The following is an 18,502-nucleotide window of genomic DNA, read 5'->3' on the forward strand; positions in this document are numbered from 1 at the left end:
TCCAGGAGGCTAGCGCGTGAGAAGAGAAACGGAAAACAGCGCCTGAAAGCCTCCCAGTGGAGGCTTTTTTTGTATGCGCGTTTTGAAAAAATTAAGTCCAACGAACCAGTGTCACCACTGACACAATGAGGAAAACCATGTCACATCTCGCAGAACTGGTTGCCAGTGCGAAGGCGGCCATTAGCCAGGCGTCAGATGTTGCCGCGTTAGACAATGTGCGCGTCGAATATTTGGGTAAAAAAGGGCACTTAACCCTTCAGATGACGACCCTGCGTGAGCTGCCGCCAGAAGAACGCCCGGCAGCCGGTGCGGTTATCAACGAAGCGAAAGAGCAGGTTCAGCAGGCGCTGAATGCACGTAAAGCGGAACTGGAAAGCGCAGCACTGAATGCGCGTCTGGCGGCGGAAACGATTGATGTCTCCCTGCCGGGTCGTCGTATTGAAAACGGCGGTCTGCATCCGGTGACCCGTACCATCGACCGTATCGAAAGTTTCTTCGGTGAGCTTGGCTTTACCGTGGCAACCGGGCCGGAAATCGAAGACGATTATCATAACTTCGATGCTCTGAACATTCCTGGTCACCACCCGGCGCGCGCTGACCACGACACTTTCTGGTTTGACGCTACCCGCCTGCTGCGTACCCAGACCTCTGGCGTACAGATCCGCACCATGAAAGCTCAGCAGCCACCGATTCGTATCATCGCGCCTGGCCGTGTTTATCGTAACGACTACGACCAGACTCACACGCCGATGTTCCATCAGATGGAAGGTCTGATTGTTGATACCAACATCAGCTTTACCAACCTGAAAGGCACGCTGCACGACTTCCTGCGTAACTTCTTTGAGGAAGATTTGCAGATCCGCTTCCGTCCTTCCTACTTCCCGTTTACCGAACCTTCTGCAGAAGTGGACGTCATGGGTAAAAACGGTAAATGGCTGGAAGTACTGGGCTGCGGGATGGTGCATCCGAACGTGCTGCGTAACGTTGGCATCGACCCGGAAGTTTACTCTGGTTTCGCCTTCGGGATGGGGATGGAGCGTCTGACCATGTTGCGTTACGGCGTCACCGACCTGCGTTCATTCTTCGAAAACGATCTGCGTTTCCTCAAACAGTTTAAATAAGGCAGGAATAGATTATGAAATTCAGTGAACTGTGGTTACGCGAATGGGTGAACCCGGCGATTGATAGCGATGCGCTGGCAAATCAAATCACTATGGCGGGCCTGGAAGTTGACGGTGTAGAACCGGTTGCCGGTAGCTTCCACGGCGTGGTCGTTGGTGAAGTGGTTGAGTGTGCGCAGCATCCGAACGCTGACAAACTGCGTGTGACAAAAGTGAATGTCGGCGGCGATCGCCTGCTGGACATCGTCTGCGGTGCGCCAAACTGCCGTCAGGGCCTGCGTGTGGCGGTAGCGACCATTGGTGCTGTTCTGCCGGGCGATTTCAAAATTAAAGCGGCGAAACTGCGTGGCGAACCGTCTGAAGGGATGCTGTGCTCTTTCTCTGAGCTGGGAATTTCTGACGATCACAGCGGTATTATCGAACTGCCTGCGGATGCGCCAATTGGCACCGACATTCGTGAATACCTGAAACTCGATGACAACACCATCGAAATTAGCGTAACGCCAAACCGTGCCGACTGCTTAGGTATCATTGGTGTTGCGCGTGACGTTGCCGTGCTGAACCAGCTGCCGCTGGTTGAACCGGAAATCGTTCCGGTTGGTGCGACCATCGACGACACGCTGCCGATTGCAGTCGAAGCGCCGGAAGCCTGCCCGCGCTATCTTGGCCGTGTGGTAAAAGGCATTAACGTTAAAGCGCCAACTCCGCTGTGGATGAAAGAAAAACTGCGTCGTTGCGGGATCCGTTCTATCGATGCAGTTGTTGACGTCACCAACTATGTGCTGCTCGAACTGGGCCAGCCGATGCACGCTTTCGATAAAGATCGCATTGAAGGCGGCATTGTGGTGCGGATGGCGAAAGAGGGCGAAACGCTGGTACTGCTCGACGGTACCGAAGCGAAGCTGAACGCTGACACCCTGGTCATCGCCGACCACAACAAGGCGCTGGCGATGGGCGGCATCTTTGGTGGCGAACACTCTGGTATGAATGACGAAACGCAAAACGTTCTGCTGGAATGTGCTTTCTTCAGCCCGCTATCTATCACCGGTCGTGCTCGTCGTCATGGCCTGCATACTGATGCGTCTCACCGTTATGAGCGTGGCGTTGATCCGGCACTGCAGCACAAAGCGATGGAACGTGCGACCCGTCTGCTGATCGACATCTGCGGTGGTGAGGCTGGTCCGGTAATTGATATCACCAACGAAGCAACGCTGCCGAAGCGTGCAACCATCACTTTGCGTCGCAGCAAACTGGATCGCCTGATTGGCCATCATATTGCCGATGAGCAGGTCACTGACATTCTGCGTCGTCTCGGCTGCGAAGTGACCGAAGGCAAAGACGAATGGCAGGCCGTTGCGCCGAGCTGGCGTTTCGACATGGAGATTGAAGAAGATCTGGTTGAAGAAGTGGCGCGTGTTTACGGCTACAACAACATCCCGGATGAGCCGGTACAGGCAAGCCTGATTATGGGTACTCACCGTGAAGCTGACCTGTCGCTCAAGCGCGTGAAAACGCTGCTCAACGACAAAGGCTATCAGGAAGTGATCACCTACAGCTTCGTTGATCCGAAAGTGCAGCAGATGATCCATCCAGGCGTTGAAGCCTTACTGCTGCCAAGCCCGATCTCTGTTGAAATGTCAGCAATGCGTCTTTCTCTGTGGACCGGCCTGCTGGCAACCGTGGTGTACAACCAGAACCGTCAGCAGAACCGTGTGCGCATTTTCGAAAGCGGTCTGCGTTTCGTACCAGATACTCAGGCACCGTTGGGCATTCGTCAGGATCTGATGTTAGCCGGTGTGATTTGCGGTAACCGTTACGAAGAGCACTGGAACCTGGCAAAAGAGACCGTTGATTTCTATGATTTGAAAGGCGATCTTGAATCCGTTCTCGACCTGACCGGTAAACTGAATGAGGTTGAGTTCCGTGCAGAAGCGAATCCGGCACTGCATCCGGGGCAATCCGCAGCGATTTATCTGAAAGGTGAACGTATTGGTTTTGTTGGGGTTGTTCATCCTGAACTGGAACGTAAACTGGATCTTAACGGTCGCACTCTGGTGTTCGAACTGGAGTGGAACAAGCTCGCAGACCGCGCGGTGCCTCAGGCGCGCGAGATTTCTCGCTTCCCGGCGAACCGTCGTGACATCGCGGTGGTGGTCGCAGAAAACGTTCCCGCAGCGGATATTTTATCCGAATGTAAGAAAGTTGGCGTAAATCAGGTAGTTGGCGTAAACTTATTTGACGTGTACCGCGGTAAGGGTGTTGCGGAGGGGTATAAGAGCCTCGCCATAAGCCTGATCCTGCAAGATACCAGCCGTACACTCGAAGAAGAGGAGATTGCCGCTACCGTCGCCAAATGTGTAGAGGCATTAAAAGAGCGATTCCAGGCATCATTGAGGGATTGAACCTATGGCGCTTACAAAAGCTGAAATGTCAGAATATCTGTTTGATAAGCTTGGGCTTAGCAAGCGGGATGCCAAAGAACTGGTTGAACTGTTTTTCGAAGAGATCCGTCGCGCTCTGGAAAACGGCGAACAGGTGAAACTCTCTGGTTTTGGTAACTTCGATCTGCGTGATAAGAATCAACGCCCGGGACGTAACCCGAAAACGGGCGAGGATATTCCCATTACAGCACGGCGCGTGGTGACCTTCAGACCCGGGCAGAAGTTAAAAAGCCGGGTCGAAAACGCTTCGCCCAAAGACGAGTAATCTGATCTAACTAAAAAGGCCGCTCTGCGGCCTTTTTTCTTTTCACTGTCGAAGAGTCACCGTAAAATCAACGCCATGACACTTCAGCAGAATGGATACCATGCTGACACTTGCCCGCCAACAACAGCGACAAAATATTCGCTGGTTATTATGCCTGTCAGTTTTGATGCTGCTGGCGCTTCTCTTAAGCCTTTGCGCCGGTGAACAATGGATCTCGCCAGGTGACTGGTTTACTCCTCGTGGCGAACTGTTCGTCTGGCAAATTCGCCTGTCACGTACGCTGGCTGTATTGCTGGTTGGTGCGGCGCTGGCTATATCCGGCGCTGTAATGCAGGCGTTGTTTGAAAATCCTCTGGCAGAACCTGGACTACTTGGCGTCTCTAATGGCGCAGGCGTGGGGCTTATCGCCGCGGTATTGCTTGGGCAAGGGCAACTCCCCAACTGGGCGCTGGGGCTGTGTGCGATTGCTGGCGCGCTTATCATCACTTTAATACTCTTACGTTTCGCCCGTCGTCATCTTTCGACCAGTCGGTTATTGCTGGCTGGCGTTGCATTAGGGATTATCTGTAGCGCACTAATGACGTGGGCTATCTACTTTTCCACCTCTGTTGATTTACGTCAGCTGATGTACTGGATGATGGGCGGTTTTGGCGGCGTAGACTGGCGGCAAAGCTGGCTGATGCTGGCATTGATCCCCGTGTTGTTGTGGATCTGTTGTCAGTCCAGGCCAATGAATATGTTAGCACTTGGCGAGATCTCGGCGCGGCAACTGGGTTTACCCCTGTGGTTCTGGCGCAATGTGTTGGTGGCAGCGACCGGCTGGATGGTTGGCGTCAGTGTGGCGCTGGCGGGTGCTATCGGCTTTATTGGTCTGGTGATCCCACATATTCTCCGGCTGTGTGGTTTAACCGATCATCGCGTATTACTTCCCGGCTGCGCGCTGGCAGGGGCGAGCGCATTGCTGCTGGCCGATATTGTAGCGCGCCTGGCATTAGCTGCCGCAGAGCTGCCTATTGGCGTGGTCACCGCAACGTTGGGTGCGCCGGTGTTTATCTGGTTATTGTTAAAAGCAGGACGTTAGCCGCAAAAAGACGGTCTATGATTAAAAGCTAAGATTTTTACTGACCACACCCAGGAGAAACGATGCAAGATTCCATTCTGACGACCGTAGTGAAAGATATCGACGGTGAAGTGACCACGCTGGAGAAGTACGCCGGTAATGTGCTGTTGATTGTCAATGTCGCCTCAAAGTGTGGCTTAACGCCGCAATATGAGCAGTTGGAGAATATTCAGAAAGCCTGGGCTGATCGTGGTTTTGTGGTGCTGGGATTCCCGTGCAACCAGTTTCTGGAACAAGAACCGGGCAGCGATGAAGAGATTAAAACTTACTGTACCACCACATGGGGGGTGACGTTCCCGATGTTCAGTAAGATTGAAGTTAATGGCGAAGGACGCCATCCGCTGTATCAAAAATTGATTGCCGCAGCGCCGACCGCAGTCGCGCCGGAAGAGAGCGGATTCTATGCCCGTATGGTCAGCAAAGGTCGTGCACCGCTGTACCCTGATGATATTTTATGGAATTTTGAGAAATTTTTAGTTGGCAGGGACGGATTGGTCATCCAGCGTTTTTCCCCGGATATGACGCCGGAAGATCCCATTGTGATGGAAAGCATTAAACTGGCGTTGGCAAAATAATGTCTATTGTGATGCAGTTACAGGATGTTGCGGAATCTACCCGCCTGGGGCCGCTTTCTGGCGAGGTTCGGGCTGGGGAGATCCTGCACCTGGTGGGGCCGAACGGCGCGGGTAAGAGTACCTTGCTTGCACGAATGGCCGGAATGACCAGCGGTAAGGGAAGCATTCAGTTCGCGGGGCAACCACTGGAAGCATGGTCCGCAACAAAACTCGCGCTGCATCGCGCCTATCTTTCACAACAGCAGACGCCGCCGTTTGCAATGCCGGTCTGGCACTACCTGACACTGCATCAGCACGATAAAACGCGTACCGAACTACTGAATGATGTCGCAGGGGCGCTGGCTCTTGATGACAAACTCGGACGTAGCACCAATCAACTTTCCGGCGGCGAATGGCAACGCGTACGTCTTGCTGCGGTGGTGCTGCAAATCACACCACAAGCCAATCCCGCAGGCCAATTACTACTTCTTGATGAGCCTATGAACAGTCTTGATGTTGCGCAACAAAGTGCGTTAGACAAAATTCTGAGCGCGCTGTGTCAGCAAGGACTGGCGATTGTGATGAGCAGTCACGATCTCAACCATACATTGCGTCATGCGCATCGGGCGTGGTTGCTAAAAGGTGGAAAAATGCTGGCCAGTGGACGCAGGGAAGAGGTGCTCACGCCGCCAAATCTGGCGCAGGCCTATGGGATGAATTTTCGCCGTCTGGATATCGAAGGTCACAGAATGCTGATTTCGACCATCTGATTTCATTAGTATCTTGAAAATCGGGTAATTACGACGCTAAATTAATGCAAGAATAAAAAACAGAGGAACCGTACGGAATGCGTTTCTGCCTTATTTTGATCACAGCACTGTTTCTGGCCGGGTGTAGCCACCATAAAGCACCGCCGCCAAATGCCAGACTTTCTGATTCGATTACCGTTATTGCCGGTTTGAACGACCAGCTACAGAGCTGGCATGGCACGCCGTATCGTTATGGTGGCATGACGCGGCGCGGTGTGGACTGTTCGGGGTTTGTGGTTGTGACGATGCGCGATCGTTTCGATTTGCAGCTGCCCCGAGAAACCAAAGAACAAGCCTCTATCGGCACGCAAATTGATAAAGACGAGTTGCTGCCTGGTGACCTGGTCTTTTTCAAAACGGGCTCCGGACAAAATGGTTTGCATGTAGGTATTTACGATACCAACAACCAATTTATCCACGCCTCTACCAGCAAGGGAGTGATGCGTTCCTCACTCGATAATGTTTATTGGCAGAAAAATTTCTGGCAGGCGAGACGAATCTAGTATGTCGAAAAATGGACGGCGATGATACATCTCCGTCCATTTACTCCTGAATACAGTAGTATTTTACAGACAAAAATTCCGTAAATGGATTATTCGTTTATAATCAGGATAATCTAATAAAAGGACCCCTGAAAAAGTGGTTAACATGGAACAAATGAAAGTTACTCCTTCTGTAATTGTTATGTCTTATGGCCTCATCCCTTTTAGCCGGATACTGAAAAACATCCTTCGAGAGGGACGGTTACCATGAAGATTTTTTTGGAGAATCTTTATCATTCTGATTGCTATTTCCTGCCGATAAGAGATAACCAGCAAGACCTTGTCGGCGTTGAGTTAATTACCCATTTCTCCAGTGAAGATGGTACGGTTCGTATACCGACGAGTCGGGTTATAGCGCAACTTACCGAGGAGCAACATTGGCAATTATTTTCTGAGCAGTTGGAATTGCTAAAATCATGCCAACACTTTTTTATTCAACATAAACTCTTTGCCTGGCTTAATTTAACCCCACAAGTGGCTACTTTATTATTAGACAGGGATAATTACGCGGGCGAACTATTAAAATATCCGTTTATTGAACTGTTGATTAATGAGAATTACCCGCATCTCGATGAAGGAAAAGATAATCGCGATCTTTTTTCCTTATCGCAAATGTATCCCCTTGTGTTAGGTAATTTGGGCGCAGGCAATAGCACAATGAAAGCGGTTTTTGATGGTCTTTTCACCCGCGTCATGCTGGATAAAAGTTTTATTCAGCAACAAATCACGCATCGCTCCTTCGAACCGTTTATTCGTGCGATCCAGGCGCAAATTTCCCCATGTTGCAATTGCATCATCGCGGGGGGCATTGATACGCCAGAAATAATGGCACAGATTACCCCCTTTGATTTCCATGCTCTCCAGGGATGCCTGTGGCCTGCCGTTCCTGTAAATCAGATAACGACGTTGGTTCAGCGATAACCCTCCTGTTTGCTGGTGTTTAAGACGAGAGTAACCGTCTACACTATCAAACAGGAGGATCTATGACCCTGTCTTTTATTACCCGCTGGTGCGATGAATTGCCAGAAACCTATACAGCACTTTCCCCTACGCCTTTAAATAAGGCCCGGCTGATTTGGCATAATGCCGAACTGGCTAACACGCTGAGTATTCCATCGTCGCTGTTTAAAAATGGCGCAGGTGTCTGGGGCGGCGAAACCCTACTGCCTGGTATGTCACCACTGGCGCAGGTTTACAGTGGTCATCAGTTCGGCGTCTGGGCGGGCCAACTGGGTGATGGGCGCGGCATTTTACTCGGCGAACAACAGCTGGCCGATGGCACTACAATGGACTGGCATCTGAAAGGTGCTGGCCTGACGCCTTATTCGCGAATGGGTGATGGACGGGCGGTTTTACGTTCGACGATACGAGAAAGTCTCGCCAGTGAGGCGATGCATTATCTGGGCATTCCGACGACCCGCGCGTTAAGTATCGTCACCAGCGATTCGCCAGTGTATCGGGAAACGGTGGAGCCAGGCGCGATGCTGATGCGTGTGGCACCAAGTCATCTGCGCTTTGGTCATTTCGAACATTTTTACTATCGCCGCGAGCCGGAAAAGGTTCGTCAGTTGGCTGACTTTGCCATTCGTCATTACTGGTCACATCTTGCAGATGATGAGGACAAATACCGTCTCTGGTTTAGCGATGTTGTCGCACGTACCGCATCGTTAATTGCCCAATGGCAGACGGTCGGCTTTGCTCATGGGGTGATGAATACCGACAACATGTCGCTGCTGGGGCTGACGCTTGATTACGGGCCGTTTGGTTTTCTTGATGATTACGAACCCAGTTTTATTTGTAATCACTCGGATCATCAAGGGCGTTATAGCTTTGATAATCAACCTGCTGTCGCGTTGTGGAATTTTCAGCGTCTGGCGCAGACATTGTCACCATTTGTTGCCGTAGATGCCCTGAATGAGGCCCTGGACAGCTATCAGCAGGTTTTGTTGACGCATTATGGACAACGGATGCGGCAGAAGCTGGGCTTCATGACGGAGCAAAAAGAGGATAACGCGCTACTGAATGAATTATTCAGTCTGATGGCGCGAGAGCGCAGCGATTATACCCGCACATTCCGCATGCTGAGTCTGACCGAGCAGCACAGCGCGGCGTCACCGCTACGTGATGAGTTTATTGATCGTGCGGCATTTGATGACTGGTTTGCCCGTTATCGGAGGCGTTTGCAACAAGACGAGGTTAGCGATATTGAGCGTCAGCAACTGATGCAAAGCGTTAACCCAGCTCTGGTGTTGCGCAACTGGTTGGCGCAACGGGCGATTGAAGCGGCAGAAAAGGGTGATATGACGGAATTGCACCGCCTGCATGAGGCGTTGCGAAATCCTTTCAGCGACAGAGATGATGACTATGTCAGTCGTCCACCTGACTGGGGTAAACGGCTGGAAGTCAGCTGCTCGAGTTAAAGGCTACTTGGTCAACAGCAGCTTGCCAGCCTGAGTTTTACGGAGCAGATATTCTTGCCCGTCATGATCGATAATCAGTTTGCCATCCGGACCTAACAGTGTCTGGCTGGTAATTCGCCGAATGGGCTGCGGGGAAGCGGTCTTGTGATTGGCATCCGTTTCAGGCGTGAGTTTTCTGCTATCCGTATAACGCATAAAAATTAATAATAATTGATATAACAATGATTCTTATTATCAATATTCTGGCGGGCCAGAGCAAGCAGTAATGTGTTGAGAAGACAACAAGTTGCGCAGAAATGCCCATTCCGTCAGGAATGGGCACGCATTCAGAAGCGGGTATCAACCGCAGAGGCGAGTTTTTCGACCAGGCGTTCGGTATCTTCCCAGCCCAGACACGGGTCGGTAATCGATTGACCGTAAGTGAGCGGCTGACCGCCGACGATTTTTTGCGTTCCTTCGCGCAGGAAACTTTCCGCCATAATTCCAGCAATCGCCGTAGAGCCATTGCGGATTTGCTGACAAATATCCTCACAAACTTCTAACTGGCGACGGTGCTGCTTCTGGCAGTTACCGTGGCTGAAATCCACCACCAGATGTTCAGGTAAATCAAACTCGTGCAGCGTATCGCAGGCTGCAGCGATATCATCGGCATGGTAATTCGGTTTTTTGCCGCCACGCATAATAATATGGCCATACGGGTTGCCACTGGTCTGATAGATGGTCATCTGACCGTTTTTGTCTGGTGAGAGGAACATATGGCTGGCGCGGGCTGCGCGGATAGCATCCACGGCAATCCGCGTGTTGCCATCGGTACCATTTTTAAAACCTACCGGACAGGAGAGTGCTGAAGCCATTTCGCGGTGGATCTGACTTTCGGTAGTACGAGCGCCAATCGCGCCCCAACTGATTAAATCAGCAATAAACTGACCGGTCACCATATCGAGGAACTCAGTCGCGGTAGGGACGCCCAGCTCATTTACCTGTAAAAGTAATTTGCGCGCCAGCTCCAGACCGTGATTTACCCGATAGCTACCGTTTAAATCTGGATCGGAGATGAGTCCTTTCCAGCCGACAACAGTTCGTGGTTTTTCAAAATAGGTGCGCATTACGATTTCCAGCCGTGACTGGTACTGGTTGCGCAGCGACTGCAGACGGGTGGCGTACTCCATTGCAGCGGTGAGATCGTGGATCGAGCAGGGGCCAATAATGACCAACAGTCGCTTATCTTCACCATTCAGTATTTTTTCAATTCTGCGGCGGGAGTCGGTGACATGGGTGGCGACGCCAGGCGTTACGGGATACCGTAGCGCGAGTTCGGCGGGCGTTACCAGGCTCTCAATACGCGCAGTACGGAGTTCGTCAGTTCTGTTCATTACAAGTCTCAGAAATTTGTTGCTTCTACGGCAGGACTACCGGGAAGTGATGCGCATCACGATAAACCAATCGCAGCTGATTTCAAGTGCGAGGTGTGTCACACCTCGCCGGGTGGTTAGCATGATAACAAAAAAGCAAGCCAATGCACTAGTTTTCTAGTACATTCGGCGGCTAAGGCCCATGATATCGAGGATCTTGGTGGCAATCTCTTCTACCGAATAATTGGTACTGTTAATCCACGGGATCTGATTTTTACGGTACAACGCTTCCACTTCCGCGACTTCCATCCTGCACTGACGAAGCGAGGCATAGCGACTGTTCTCCCGACGTTCCTCGCGAATCGCCGCCAGACGTTCCGGGTCGATAGTCAGGCCGAACAATTTGTGCTGAAGCGGTTTGAGCGACGCGGGTAGCACCAGATTATCCATATCGTCGGCAATAAAGGGGTAGTTTGCCGCGCGGATACCAAATTGCATTGCCAGATACAGACTGGTGGGGGTTTTACCACAGCGAGAAACACCGAGCAGGATCACCTGAGCCTGGTCCAGATTGCGCAACGAAATGCCGTCGTCATGGGCAAGGGTGTAATCAATCGCCGCAATACGCGCATCATATTTATTGAGGTTATTAGGGTTCAGGCCATGGGTACGATGAGCAATCGGCGTGGGATCCAGTTTCATCTCTTGTTGTAGCGGGGCAACCAGCGCCTGAACGATATCCTGGCAAAAGCCCTCACTTTGCAAGATGATGGCGCGAATCTCCGGCAACACGATGGAGTAGAAGACCAGCGGGCGCACACCTGTCTGGTGATAAATTGCGTCAATCTGATCCTTCACTGCCCGTGCACGGCTCTCATTTTCGACAAACGGCAGCGTAATGCTGCTGATAGTGACGGGAAATTGTGACATTACTGCGTGTCCTAATACCTCCGCAGTTATTGCCGTACCATCAGAAATATAAAAAACGTGGCGATCAACAGCATTATCCATTTTGTTCTTCCCGTGATGCAGACATAATTCTATGAAAGCATAAATTAAAAACGCACAGAAGCGTAGAACGTTATGTCTGGTTTATAAATGAACCTTCAATTTTATTTTTTATGAAAACAGCATTTCATTTTTATGGTTTCGTTTATACCGATGGTTTATGTGGAAATTGTCGAAGAGAGCAGATTTGCGCAACGCTGGGATCAGTCTTAAAAAGTAAAAAAATATATTTGCTTGAACGATTCACCGTTTTTTTCATCCGGTTAAATATGCAAAGATAAATGCGCAGAAATGTGTTTCTCAAACCGTTCATTTATCACAAAAGGATTGTTCGATGTCCAACAATGGCTCGTCACCGCTGGTGCTTTGGTATAACCAACTCGGCATGAATGATGTAGACAGGGTTGGGGGCAAAAATGCCTCCCTGGGTGAAATGATTACTAACCTTTCCGGAATGGGTGTTTCCGTTCCGAATGGTTTCGCCACAACCGCCGACGCGTTTAACCAGTTTCTGGACCAAAGCGGCGTAAACCAGCGCATTTATGAACTGCTGGATAAAACGGATATTGACGATGTTACCCAGCTTGCGAAAGCGGGCGCGCAAATCCGCCAGTGGATTATCGACACTCCCTTCCAGCCTGAGCTGGAAAACGCCATCCGCGAAGCCTATGCACAGCTTTCCGCCGATGACGAAAACGCTTCGTTTGCGGTGCGTTCCTCCGCTACTGCAGAAGATATGCCGGACGCTTCTTTTGCCGGTCAGCAGGAAACTTTCCTCAACGTTCAGGGTTTTGACGCCGTTCTCGTGGCAGTGAAACATGTATTTGCTTCTCTGTTTAACGATCGCGCCATCTCTTATCGTGTGCACCAGGGTTACGATCACCGTGGCGTGGCGCTCTCCGCCGGTGTTCAGCGGATGGTGCGCTCCGACCTCGCATCTTCTGGCGTGATGTTCTCCATTGATACCGAATCCGGCTTTGACCAGGTGGTGTTTATCACTTCCGCATGGGGCCTTGGTGAAATGGTCGTGCAGGGTGCGGTTAACCCGGATGAGTTTTACGTGCACAAACCGACACTGGCGGCGAATCGCCCGGCTATCGTGCGCCGCACCATGGGGTCGAAAAAAATCCGCATGGTTTACGCGCCGACCCAGGAGCACGGCAAGCAGGTTAAAATCGAAGACGTACCGCAGGAACAGCGTGACATCTTCTCGCTGACCAACGAAGAAGTGCAGGAACTGGCAAAACAGGCCGTACAAATTGAGAAACACTACGGTCGCCCGATGGATATTGAGTGGGCGAAAGATGGCCACACCGGCAAACTGTTCATTGTGCAGGCGCGTCCGGAAACCGTGCGCTCACGCGGTCAGGTCATGGAGCGTTATACGCTGCATTCACAGGGTAAGATTATCGCCGAAGGCCGTGCTATCGGTCATCGCATCGGCGCGGGTCCGGTGAAAGTCATCCATGACATCAGCGAAATGAACCGCATCGAACCTGGCGACGTGCTGGTTACTGACATGACCGACCCGGACTGGGAACCGATCATGAAGAAAGCATCTGCCATCGTCACCAACCGTGGCGGTCGTACCTGTCACGCGGCGATCATCGCTCGTGAACTGGGTATTCCGGCGGTAGTGGGCTGTGGAGATGCAACAGAACGGATGAAAGACGGTGAGAACGTCACTGTTTCTTGTGCCGAAGGTGATACCGGTTACGTCTATGCGGAGTTGCTGGAATTTAGCGTGAAAAGCTCCAGCGTAGAAACGATGCCGGACCTGCCGTTGAAGGTGATGATGAACGTCGGTAACCCGGACCGAGCTTTCGACTTCGCCTGTCTGCCGAACGAAGGCGTGGGACTTGCGCGTCTGGAATTTATCATCAACCGTATGATTGGCGTCCACCCACGCGCACTGCTTGAGTTTGACGATCAAGAACCGCAGTTGCAAAACGAAATCCGCGAGATGATGAAAGGTTTTGATTCTCCGCGTGAATTTTACGTTGGTCGTCTGACTGAAGGGATCGCGACGCTGGGTGCCGCGTTTTATCCGAAGCGCGTCATTGTCCGTCTCTCTGATTTTAAATCGAACGAATATGCCAACCTGGTCGGTGGTGAGCGTTACGAGCCAGATGAAGAGAACCCGATGCTCGGCTTCCGTGGCGCGGGCCGCTATGTTTCCGACAGCTTCCGCGACTGCTTCGCGCTGGAGTGTGAAGCAGTGAAACGTGTGCGCAACGACATGGGGCTGACCAACGTTGAGATCATGATCCCGTTCGTGCGTACCGTAGATCAGGCGAAAGCGGTGGTTGACGAACTGGCGCGTCAGGGGCTGAAACGTGGTGAGAACGGGCTGAAAATCATCATGATGTGTGAAATTCCGTCCAACGCCTTGCTGGCCGAGCAGTTCCTCGAATATTTCGACGGCTTCTCAATTGGCTCAAACGACATGACGCAGCTGGCGCTCGGTCTGGATCGTGACTCCGGCGTGGTATCTGAACTGTTCGATGAGCGCAACGATGCGGTGAAAGCACTGCTGTCGATGGCGATTCGTGCCGCGAAGAAACAGGGCAAATATGTCGGGATTTGCGGTCAGGGCCCGTCCGACCACGAAGACTTTGCCGCATGGTTGATGGAAGAAGGGATCGATAGCCTGTCTCTGAACCCGGACACCGTGGTGCAAACCTGGTTAAGCCTGGCTGAACTTAACAAGTAAATAAAAACCCGGCGGCGTTCAGTCGCCGGGTCCATTTCTATATCCCCACCTTTTAACAACCTGCTTTGGGCAAACGCGCTCGTGCAATATAAAAAGCTTCCGGACATCATCTGAATAATTGGCTGCTGTTCTTTCTGATTTTAATTTGTTTGCGATCCTCACCACAGAATAATTCTCGATACCGTTTTTTCTCAAAGCCGAATGTGACCACACGTCAATTTCCTTAAGCATATGCGTAATTTTTTCGTCCAGAGTTCGTTGGATTGCACGAAGTCACTGATGAGTCCCGTTTTTATACTATCTTCAACCACAGCATAAAAAGGGATATGGCCATGAAAAATTACCGCACCGTTATTCAGACATAAGCGCAGATTATGTAATTCAGAGAATTTATTCGAACTAAAACCGATTTTCTGATTTGTCTGGCTGTACAGAAAACAGGATAAATTCCCTCCGCGAGCGGTGGGAAACAGCTACAGGGATTGCATATGAGTTGCTATTTGAAAGTCCTGATTTGTGCGATTGTCGCACTCGCTATATGGTTTTTCCCCGTCCCCGACGGATTAACACCCTTAACCTGGCACATTCTGGCCATATTTATCACCACTGTGGTGGCGTTTATTCTGCAACCGTTGCCGGTAGGCGCTATCGCGTTAATAGCCATCAGTTTTATTATGCTGACCGGCATGATGAAAACCAGCGAAGCCTTAAAAGGTTTCAGCAGCACGACGGTATGGCTTATTGTCGCCGCATTCCTGTACGCGAAAGGATTCATCAAAACGGGGTTGGGGCGGCGTATCGCCTATTTGCTGATTCGCGGATTTGGCGGCAGCTCGTTGCGTCTGGGTTATACATTGGCGCTAAGCGATATGATTATCGCGCCCGCAACGCCATCAAACACAGCGCGAGCAGGAGGGATTTTGTTCCCGATTGTTCGCAGTGTCTCTAACAGCTTTGGATCTGAACCGGATCAAGGGCCGCGTAAAATAGGCGCTTATCTGATGCAGACGGTGTTCCATTCCAACTGTCTCTCATCCTCGATGTTTATGACGGCCAGCGCGCCAAATGCACTCATTGTATCTCTGGCGGCCAGCACTTTATTTGTCGATATCTCATGGGGGATGTGGACGCTAAGCGCACTGGTGCCGGGCATTATCGCTTTTATCACTATGCCGTTGGTCATTTACAAACTCTACCCGCCAGAGATCAAAAAGACGCCAGAAGCCAAAGCGTTGGCACAGGAAGAACTTATCAAAATGGGGCCGGTAACCCGTGATGAGCGCGTGACGATTGGCATTTTCCTGCTTTCATTATTGGCCTGGAGTACATCGAAATGGACTGGCCTGGATGCGACGGCTGTCGCGCTTTCTGGCGTCTGTTTAATGTTGATGACCCGGATTATCACCTGGCAGGATGTGCAGTCAGAGAAGGGGGCCTGGGACATTCTGGTCTGGCTGGGAGTCATGATCTGTATGGCAGATAAGCTCAATCAGCTTGGCCTGTTCAAATGGTTTGCCGTCACAACCTCGGCGCTGTTCACCGGCATTCCGTGGGAGATAACGTTGACGGTGTTGCTGATAGTTTACTGCTATTCCCACTATTTCTTTGCCGGAAGTACGCCGCATGTAGTGGCGATGTATGCCGCTTTTGGCAGCGTCTCGGTTGCTGCTGGCGCACCGCCGATGATGGCGGCTCTGTCACTGGCGTTCGTCACTAACCTGATGAGCGGCATTTCGCATTATGGCAACGGACCCGCAGTGATCTATTACGGCGCTGGCTATGTCTCGCAACGAGAATGGTGGCGGCTGGGCTTTATCGTCATGTTGTTGAACATTGTCATCTGGTTCGGACTGGGGGCGGTGTGGTGGAAAATTCTTGGCCTGTGGTAAGTGGCCTGCGACAAACATCAATCAAGGAATAGTGTATGAACTTAAAAGATATTCAAGTGGCGATCGTCGGCAAATTAAGTGACCGCTTAATGGCTAAAGTTGAATCTACCTTCACCGCATATCGCCTGTGGGAACTGGCTGATGAAGGCGCTTTTTACACGCAAATCGCGCCGGATATTCAGGCGCTGGTGACCAGTGGTAATCCGGTAATGGGGGCTTCTCGGGCGCTAATAGAAAAATTTCCGAATCTGAAGATTATTGCCAGCAACGGTGTGGGTTATGACCCTATTGATATCGTGGCAGCCAGGGAGCATGGCGTTATCGTCACCAACACACCTGGCGTGCTTAATGACTGTGTCGCAGACATTGGTATAGCGTTGTTACTCAATGTTGCCCGACGTATTAACATTGCCGATCGTTATGTTCGTGACGGCCGTTGGCCAAACGAGGGGCGTTTCCCGATGGCGACGAAAGTGAGTGGCAAACGTTGCGGAATTGTCGGTCTGGGGAACATTGGTAACGCAGTAGCCCGCCGTGCAGCAGCATTTGAAATGGAAATTCACTATTTCGACCCAAAACCGCATAACAAACCTGATTGGACGGCGCATGATTCGTTGGTTTCTCTGGCGCAAGCGGTGGACTTCCTCGTTCTGACGCTGCCAGGCGGCGCGAGTACGCGCGGCGTTATTGACAAAACGGTGCTGCAGGCTCTGGGGAAAACCGGGCATTTGATCAGTATTTCCCGGGGATCAGTGGTGAACGAAACCGATCTGATTGATGCTCTGCAAAATAACATTATTGCTGGTGCGGCACTGGACGTTTATGCCAACGAACCACATGTGCCAGAACAATTAATGTCGCTGGATAACGTTGTCCTTACGCCACATATCGCCAGTGGTACGAGCGAAACGTTTAATGCGATGGCGGATTTGGTATTTGATAACTTACAGGCTTTCTTTAGCGGACGGCCAGTTATTACCCCTGTTACTCAATAAGGCGGAAAATATGATTTATGGTGATATCGCGTATCTTAGTGAACAACAAAAGCGGACATTTCATCCTGTCATCACTCGTGTCATTGAGTATCTTTCACAACATGATCTGAATAGTCTTCCTGTGGGAGAGAAGGTTTTTATTCAGGATGACTCAATATTTTATACCGTGGTTGAACTGATGACTAAACCACTACATGAATGTCGACCGGAAGTTCATCGTAAATATCTTGATGTCCATTTTTTAATTGCCGGAGAAGAGCGGATTTGTGTGGATTTTGATGATGGGGGAAACTCGGTTGTAGAAAGCCACCTGGGCGACCGTGATGTTATTTTTTATGCTGATGAACGTATTAATGATCGAATCATCACGCTGACACCAGGACAGTTTGTGGTGGTCTTTCCGGAAGAAGTGCATCGGGCATGCTATAAAATCGATAACGTGGAAAAAATCAAAAAAACAGTCGTGAAAATCGACATGAGTTTATTATAGGCGGAGCTGGCTATGACAAAAATTGCCCTGGTGACGGGGGGAAGTAAAGGCATCGGCTACGCAGCAGCAAAGGCACTCTATGACATTGGATATACAGTTATTGTTGCCGCGCGTAACGAAGAAACCTTACAGCAATGTGCACAAGGATTAGCCAAGGAACGCTTTATTCCTCTGGTTGCCGATGTCACGGATGAGTCCGCTGTCGTTGCGCTATTTGCCGAGATTAAGGCTCTTTTTGGTCGACTGGATCTCTTGTTCAATAATGCGGGCAATAATAGTCCGGCAAAAAGTATTGAAGAGGTTGAGTTTACTGAGTGGACGCGCGTGTTTGACGCCAATATTCATTCGACATTTTTGTGTTCGAAAGAGGCGATTAAAATCATGAAAGCGCAGCAGCCAATGGGAGGACGTATTATTAACAATGCGTCAATTTCTGCACTGACGCCGCGCCTCTATACTGCGCCATACACGGCGTCGAAACATGCTGTTACCGGGTTGACCAAGGCCATTTCCCTGGATTGTCGCAAATTTAATATCGCTTGCGGGCAAATTAATATCGGCAATGCGGAAACGACATTATCGAATCGGATGCGTAAGGGCGTTTATCAGGCAGATGGTGCTATTAAAGCGGAAGATATGATGAATGTTGCTGATGTTGCAGCGGCCATTCAGATGATGGCTCAGTTGCCAGTAACCACGAATGTGCTGGAAATAACGATTATGGCAAATAATATGCCGTATGTCGGACGTGGTTAATCGAGATTGAATAAAGCACCTTGCGTG

17 protein-coding genes and 1 other annotated feature (1 of these 18 cut by a window edge) are annotated in these 18,502 nt (G+C 50.8%); of the genes, 14 read left to right on the forward strand and 3 right to left on the reverse strand.

Translation table 11 applies throughout. From position 1 onward, the window contains the following. Window positions 1-73: a sequence feature (Phe leader region), on the forward strand; it begins 52 nt to the left of the window's first position. A 64-nt stretch (window positions 74-137) separates the two neighbouring features. The 9 genes from pheS to selO all read left to right on the forward strand — a co-directional run bounded on the left by pheS (window position 138) and on the right by selO (window position 9,272). Further along, on the forward strand, window positions 138-1,121 hold the full coding sequence (gene pheS, locus ACJHYW_RS00750) for a phenylalanine--tRNA ligase subunit alpha (RefSeq protein ID WP_000018588.1): 984 nt from the start codon (window positions 138-140) through the stop codon (window positions 1,119-1,121). 14 nt (window positions 1,122-1,135) lie between these two features. Then, entirely contained in the window at window positions 1,136-3,523 is a 2,388-nt protein-coding gene (gene pheT, locus ACJHYW_RS00755; protein WP_061092677.1) for a phenylalanine--tRNA ligase subunit beta, read from the forward strand. 4 nt (window positions 3,524-3,527) lie between these two features. Next, complete coding sequence (gene ihfA / locus ACJHYW_RS00760) at window positions 3,528-3,827, forward strand: integration host factor subunit alpha (protein WP_001229265.1); 300 nt, start codon at window positions 3,528-3,530, stop codon at window positions 3,825-3,827. A gap of 100 nt (window positions 3,828-3,927) precedes the next feature. Further along, window positions 3,928-4,908: a vitamin B12 ABC transporter permease BtuC gene (btuC, locus tag ACJHYW_RS00765; RefSeq protein ID WP_410233336.1), complete on the forward strand. Its 981-nt coding sequence runs from the start codon at window positions 3,928-3,930 to the stop codon at window positions 4,906-4,908. 62 nt (window positions 4,909-4,970) lie between these two features. Then, on the forward strand, window positions 4,971-5,522 hold the full coding sequence (btuE, locus tag ACJHYW_RS00770; protein WP_001154187.1) for a bifunctional thioredoxin/glutathione peroxidase: 552 nt from the start codon (window positions 4,971-4,973) through the stop codon (window positions 5,520-5,522). Continuing rightward, window positions 5,522-6,271, forward strand: coding sequence for a vitamin B12 ABC transporter ATP-binding protein BtuD (gene btuD, locus ACJHYW_RS00775; protein ID WP_000029466.1), 750 nt, complete (start codon window positions 5,522-5,524; stop codon window positions 6,269-6,271). Before btuE ends, btuD begins: the two co-directional genes overlap by 1 nt. Window positions 6,272-6,348: 77 nt before the next feature. After that, a complete protein-coding gene (locus tag ACJHYW_RS00780) occupies window positions 6,349-6,813 on the forward strand; it encodes an NlpC/P60 family protein (RefSeq protein ID WP_001209780.1) in 465 nt (154 codons plus the stop codon). Window positions 6,814-7,059: 246 nt separating this feature from the next. Continuing rightward, entirely contained in the window at window positions 7,060-7,773 is a 714-nt protein-coding gene (ydiV, locus tag ACJHYW_RS00785) for an anti-FlhDC factor (protein ID WP_001361438.1), read from the forward strand. 62 nt (window positions 7,774-7,835) lie between these two features. Further along, complete coding sequence (selO, locus tag ACJHYW_RS00790) at window positions 7,836-9,272, forward strand: protein adenylyltransferase SelO (RefSeq protein ID WP_061092678.1); 1,437 nt, start codon at window positions 7,836-7,838, stop codon at window positions 9,270-9,272. 3 nt (window positions 9,273-9,275) lie between these two features. On the opposite strand, the gene hemP is transcribed toward selO, so the two are convergent. The 3 genes from hemP to ppsR form a co-directional block, all read right to left on the reverse strand. After that, complete coding sequence (gene hemP, locus ACJHYW_RS00795; RefSeq protein WP_001270810.1) at window positions 9,276-9,467, reverse strand: hemin uptake protein HemP; 192 nt, start codon at window positions 9,465-9,467, stop codon at window positions 9,276-9,278. 131 nt (window positions 9,468-9,598) lie between these two features. After that, window positions 9,599-10,645 carry a 3-deoxy-7-phosphoheptulonate synthase AroH gene (gene aroH / locus ACJHYW_RS00800; RefSeq protein ID WP_001082226.1) on the reverse strand — a complete coding sequence of 349 codons (1,047 nt, stop codon included), beginning with the start codon at window positions 10,643-10,645 and terminating at the stop codon, window positions 9,599-9,601. A 156-nt stretch (window positions 10,646-10,801) separates the two neighbouring features. Next, on the reverse strand, window positions 10,802-11,635 hold the full coding sequence (ppsR, locus tag ACJHYW_RS00805) for a posphoenolpyruvate synthetase regulatory kinase/phosphorylase PpsR (protein WP_000368046.1): 834 nt from the start codon (window positions 11,633-11,635) through the stop codon (window positions 10,802-10,804). A gap of 331 nt (window positions 11,636-11,966) precedes the next feature. On the opposite strand from ppsR, the gene ppsA reads away from it, so the two are divergent. The 5 genes from ppsA (at window position 11,967) to ACJHYW_RS00830 (ending at window position 18,475) form a co-directional block, all read left to right on the forward strand. Further along, on the forward strand, window positions 11,967-14,345 hold the full coding sequence (ppsA, locus tag ACJHYW_RS00810) for a phosphoenolpyruvate synthase (RefSeq protein WP_000069371.1): 2,379 nt from the start codon (window positions 11,967-11,969) through the stop codon (window positions 14,343-14,345). A 488-nt stretch (window positions 14,346-14,833) separates the two neighbouring features. Continuing rightward, window positions 14,834-16,234, forward strand: a complete 1,401-nt coding sequence (locus tag ACJHYW_RS00815; RefSeq protein WP_001278074.1) for an anion permease — start codon at window positions 14,834-14,836, stop codon at window positions 16,232-16,234. A gap of 35 nt (window positions 16,235-16,269) precedes the next feature. Then, window positions 16,270-17,229 carry a 2-hydroxyacid dehydrogenase gene (locus ACJHYW_RS00820; RefSeq protein WP_001049279.1) on the forward strand — a complete coding sequence of 320 codons (960 nt, stop codon included), beginning with the start codon at window positions 16,270-16,272 and terminating at the stop codon, window positions 17,227-17,229. A 10-nt stretch (window positions 17,230-17,239) separates the two neighbouring features. After that, entirely contained in the window at window positions 17,240-17,719 is a 480-nt protein-coding gene (locus tag ACJHYW_RS00825) for a YhcH/YjgK/YiaL family protein (RefSeq protein WP_061092679.1), read from the forward strand. A 12-nt stretch (window positions 17,720-17,731) separates the two neighbouring features. After that, entirely contained in the window at window positions 17,732-18,475 is a 744-nt protein-coding gene (locus tag ACJHYW_RS00830; protein ID WP_061092680.1) for an SDR family oxidoreductase, read from the forward strand. Window positions 18,476-18,502 lie beyond the last annotated feature (27 nt).

It is taken from the genome of Escherichia sp. WS3063, from assembly GCF_046486595.1.
GTDB lineage: Bacteria > Pseudomonadota > Gammaproteobacteria > Enterobacterales > Enterobacteriaceae > Escherichia > Escherichia coli.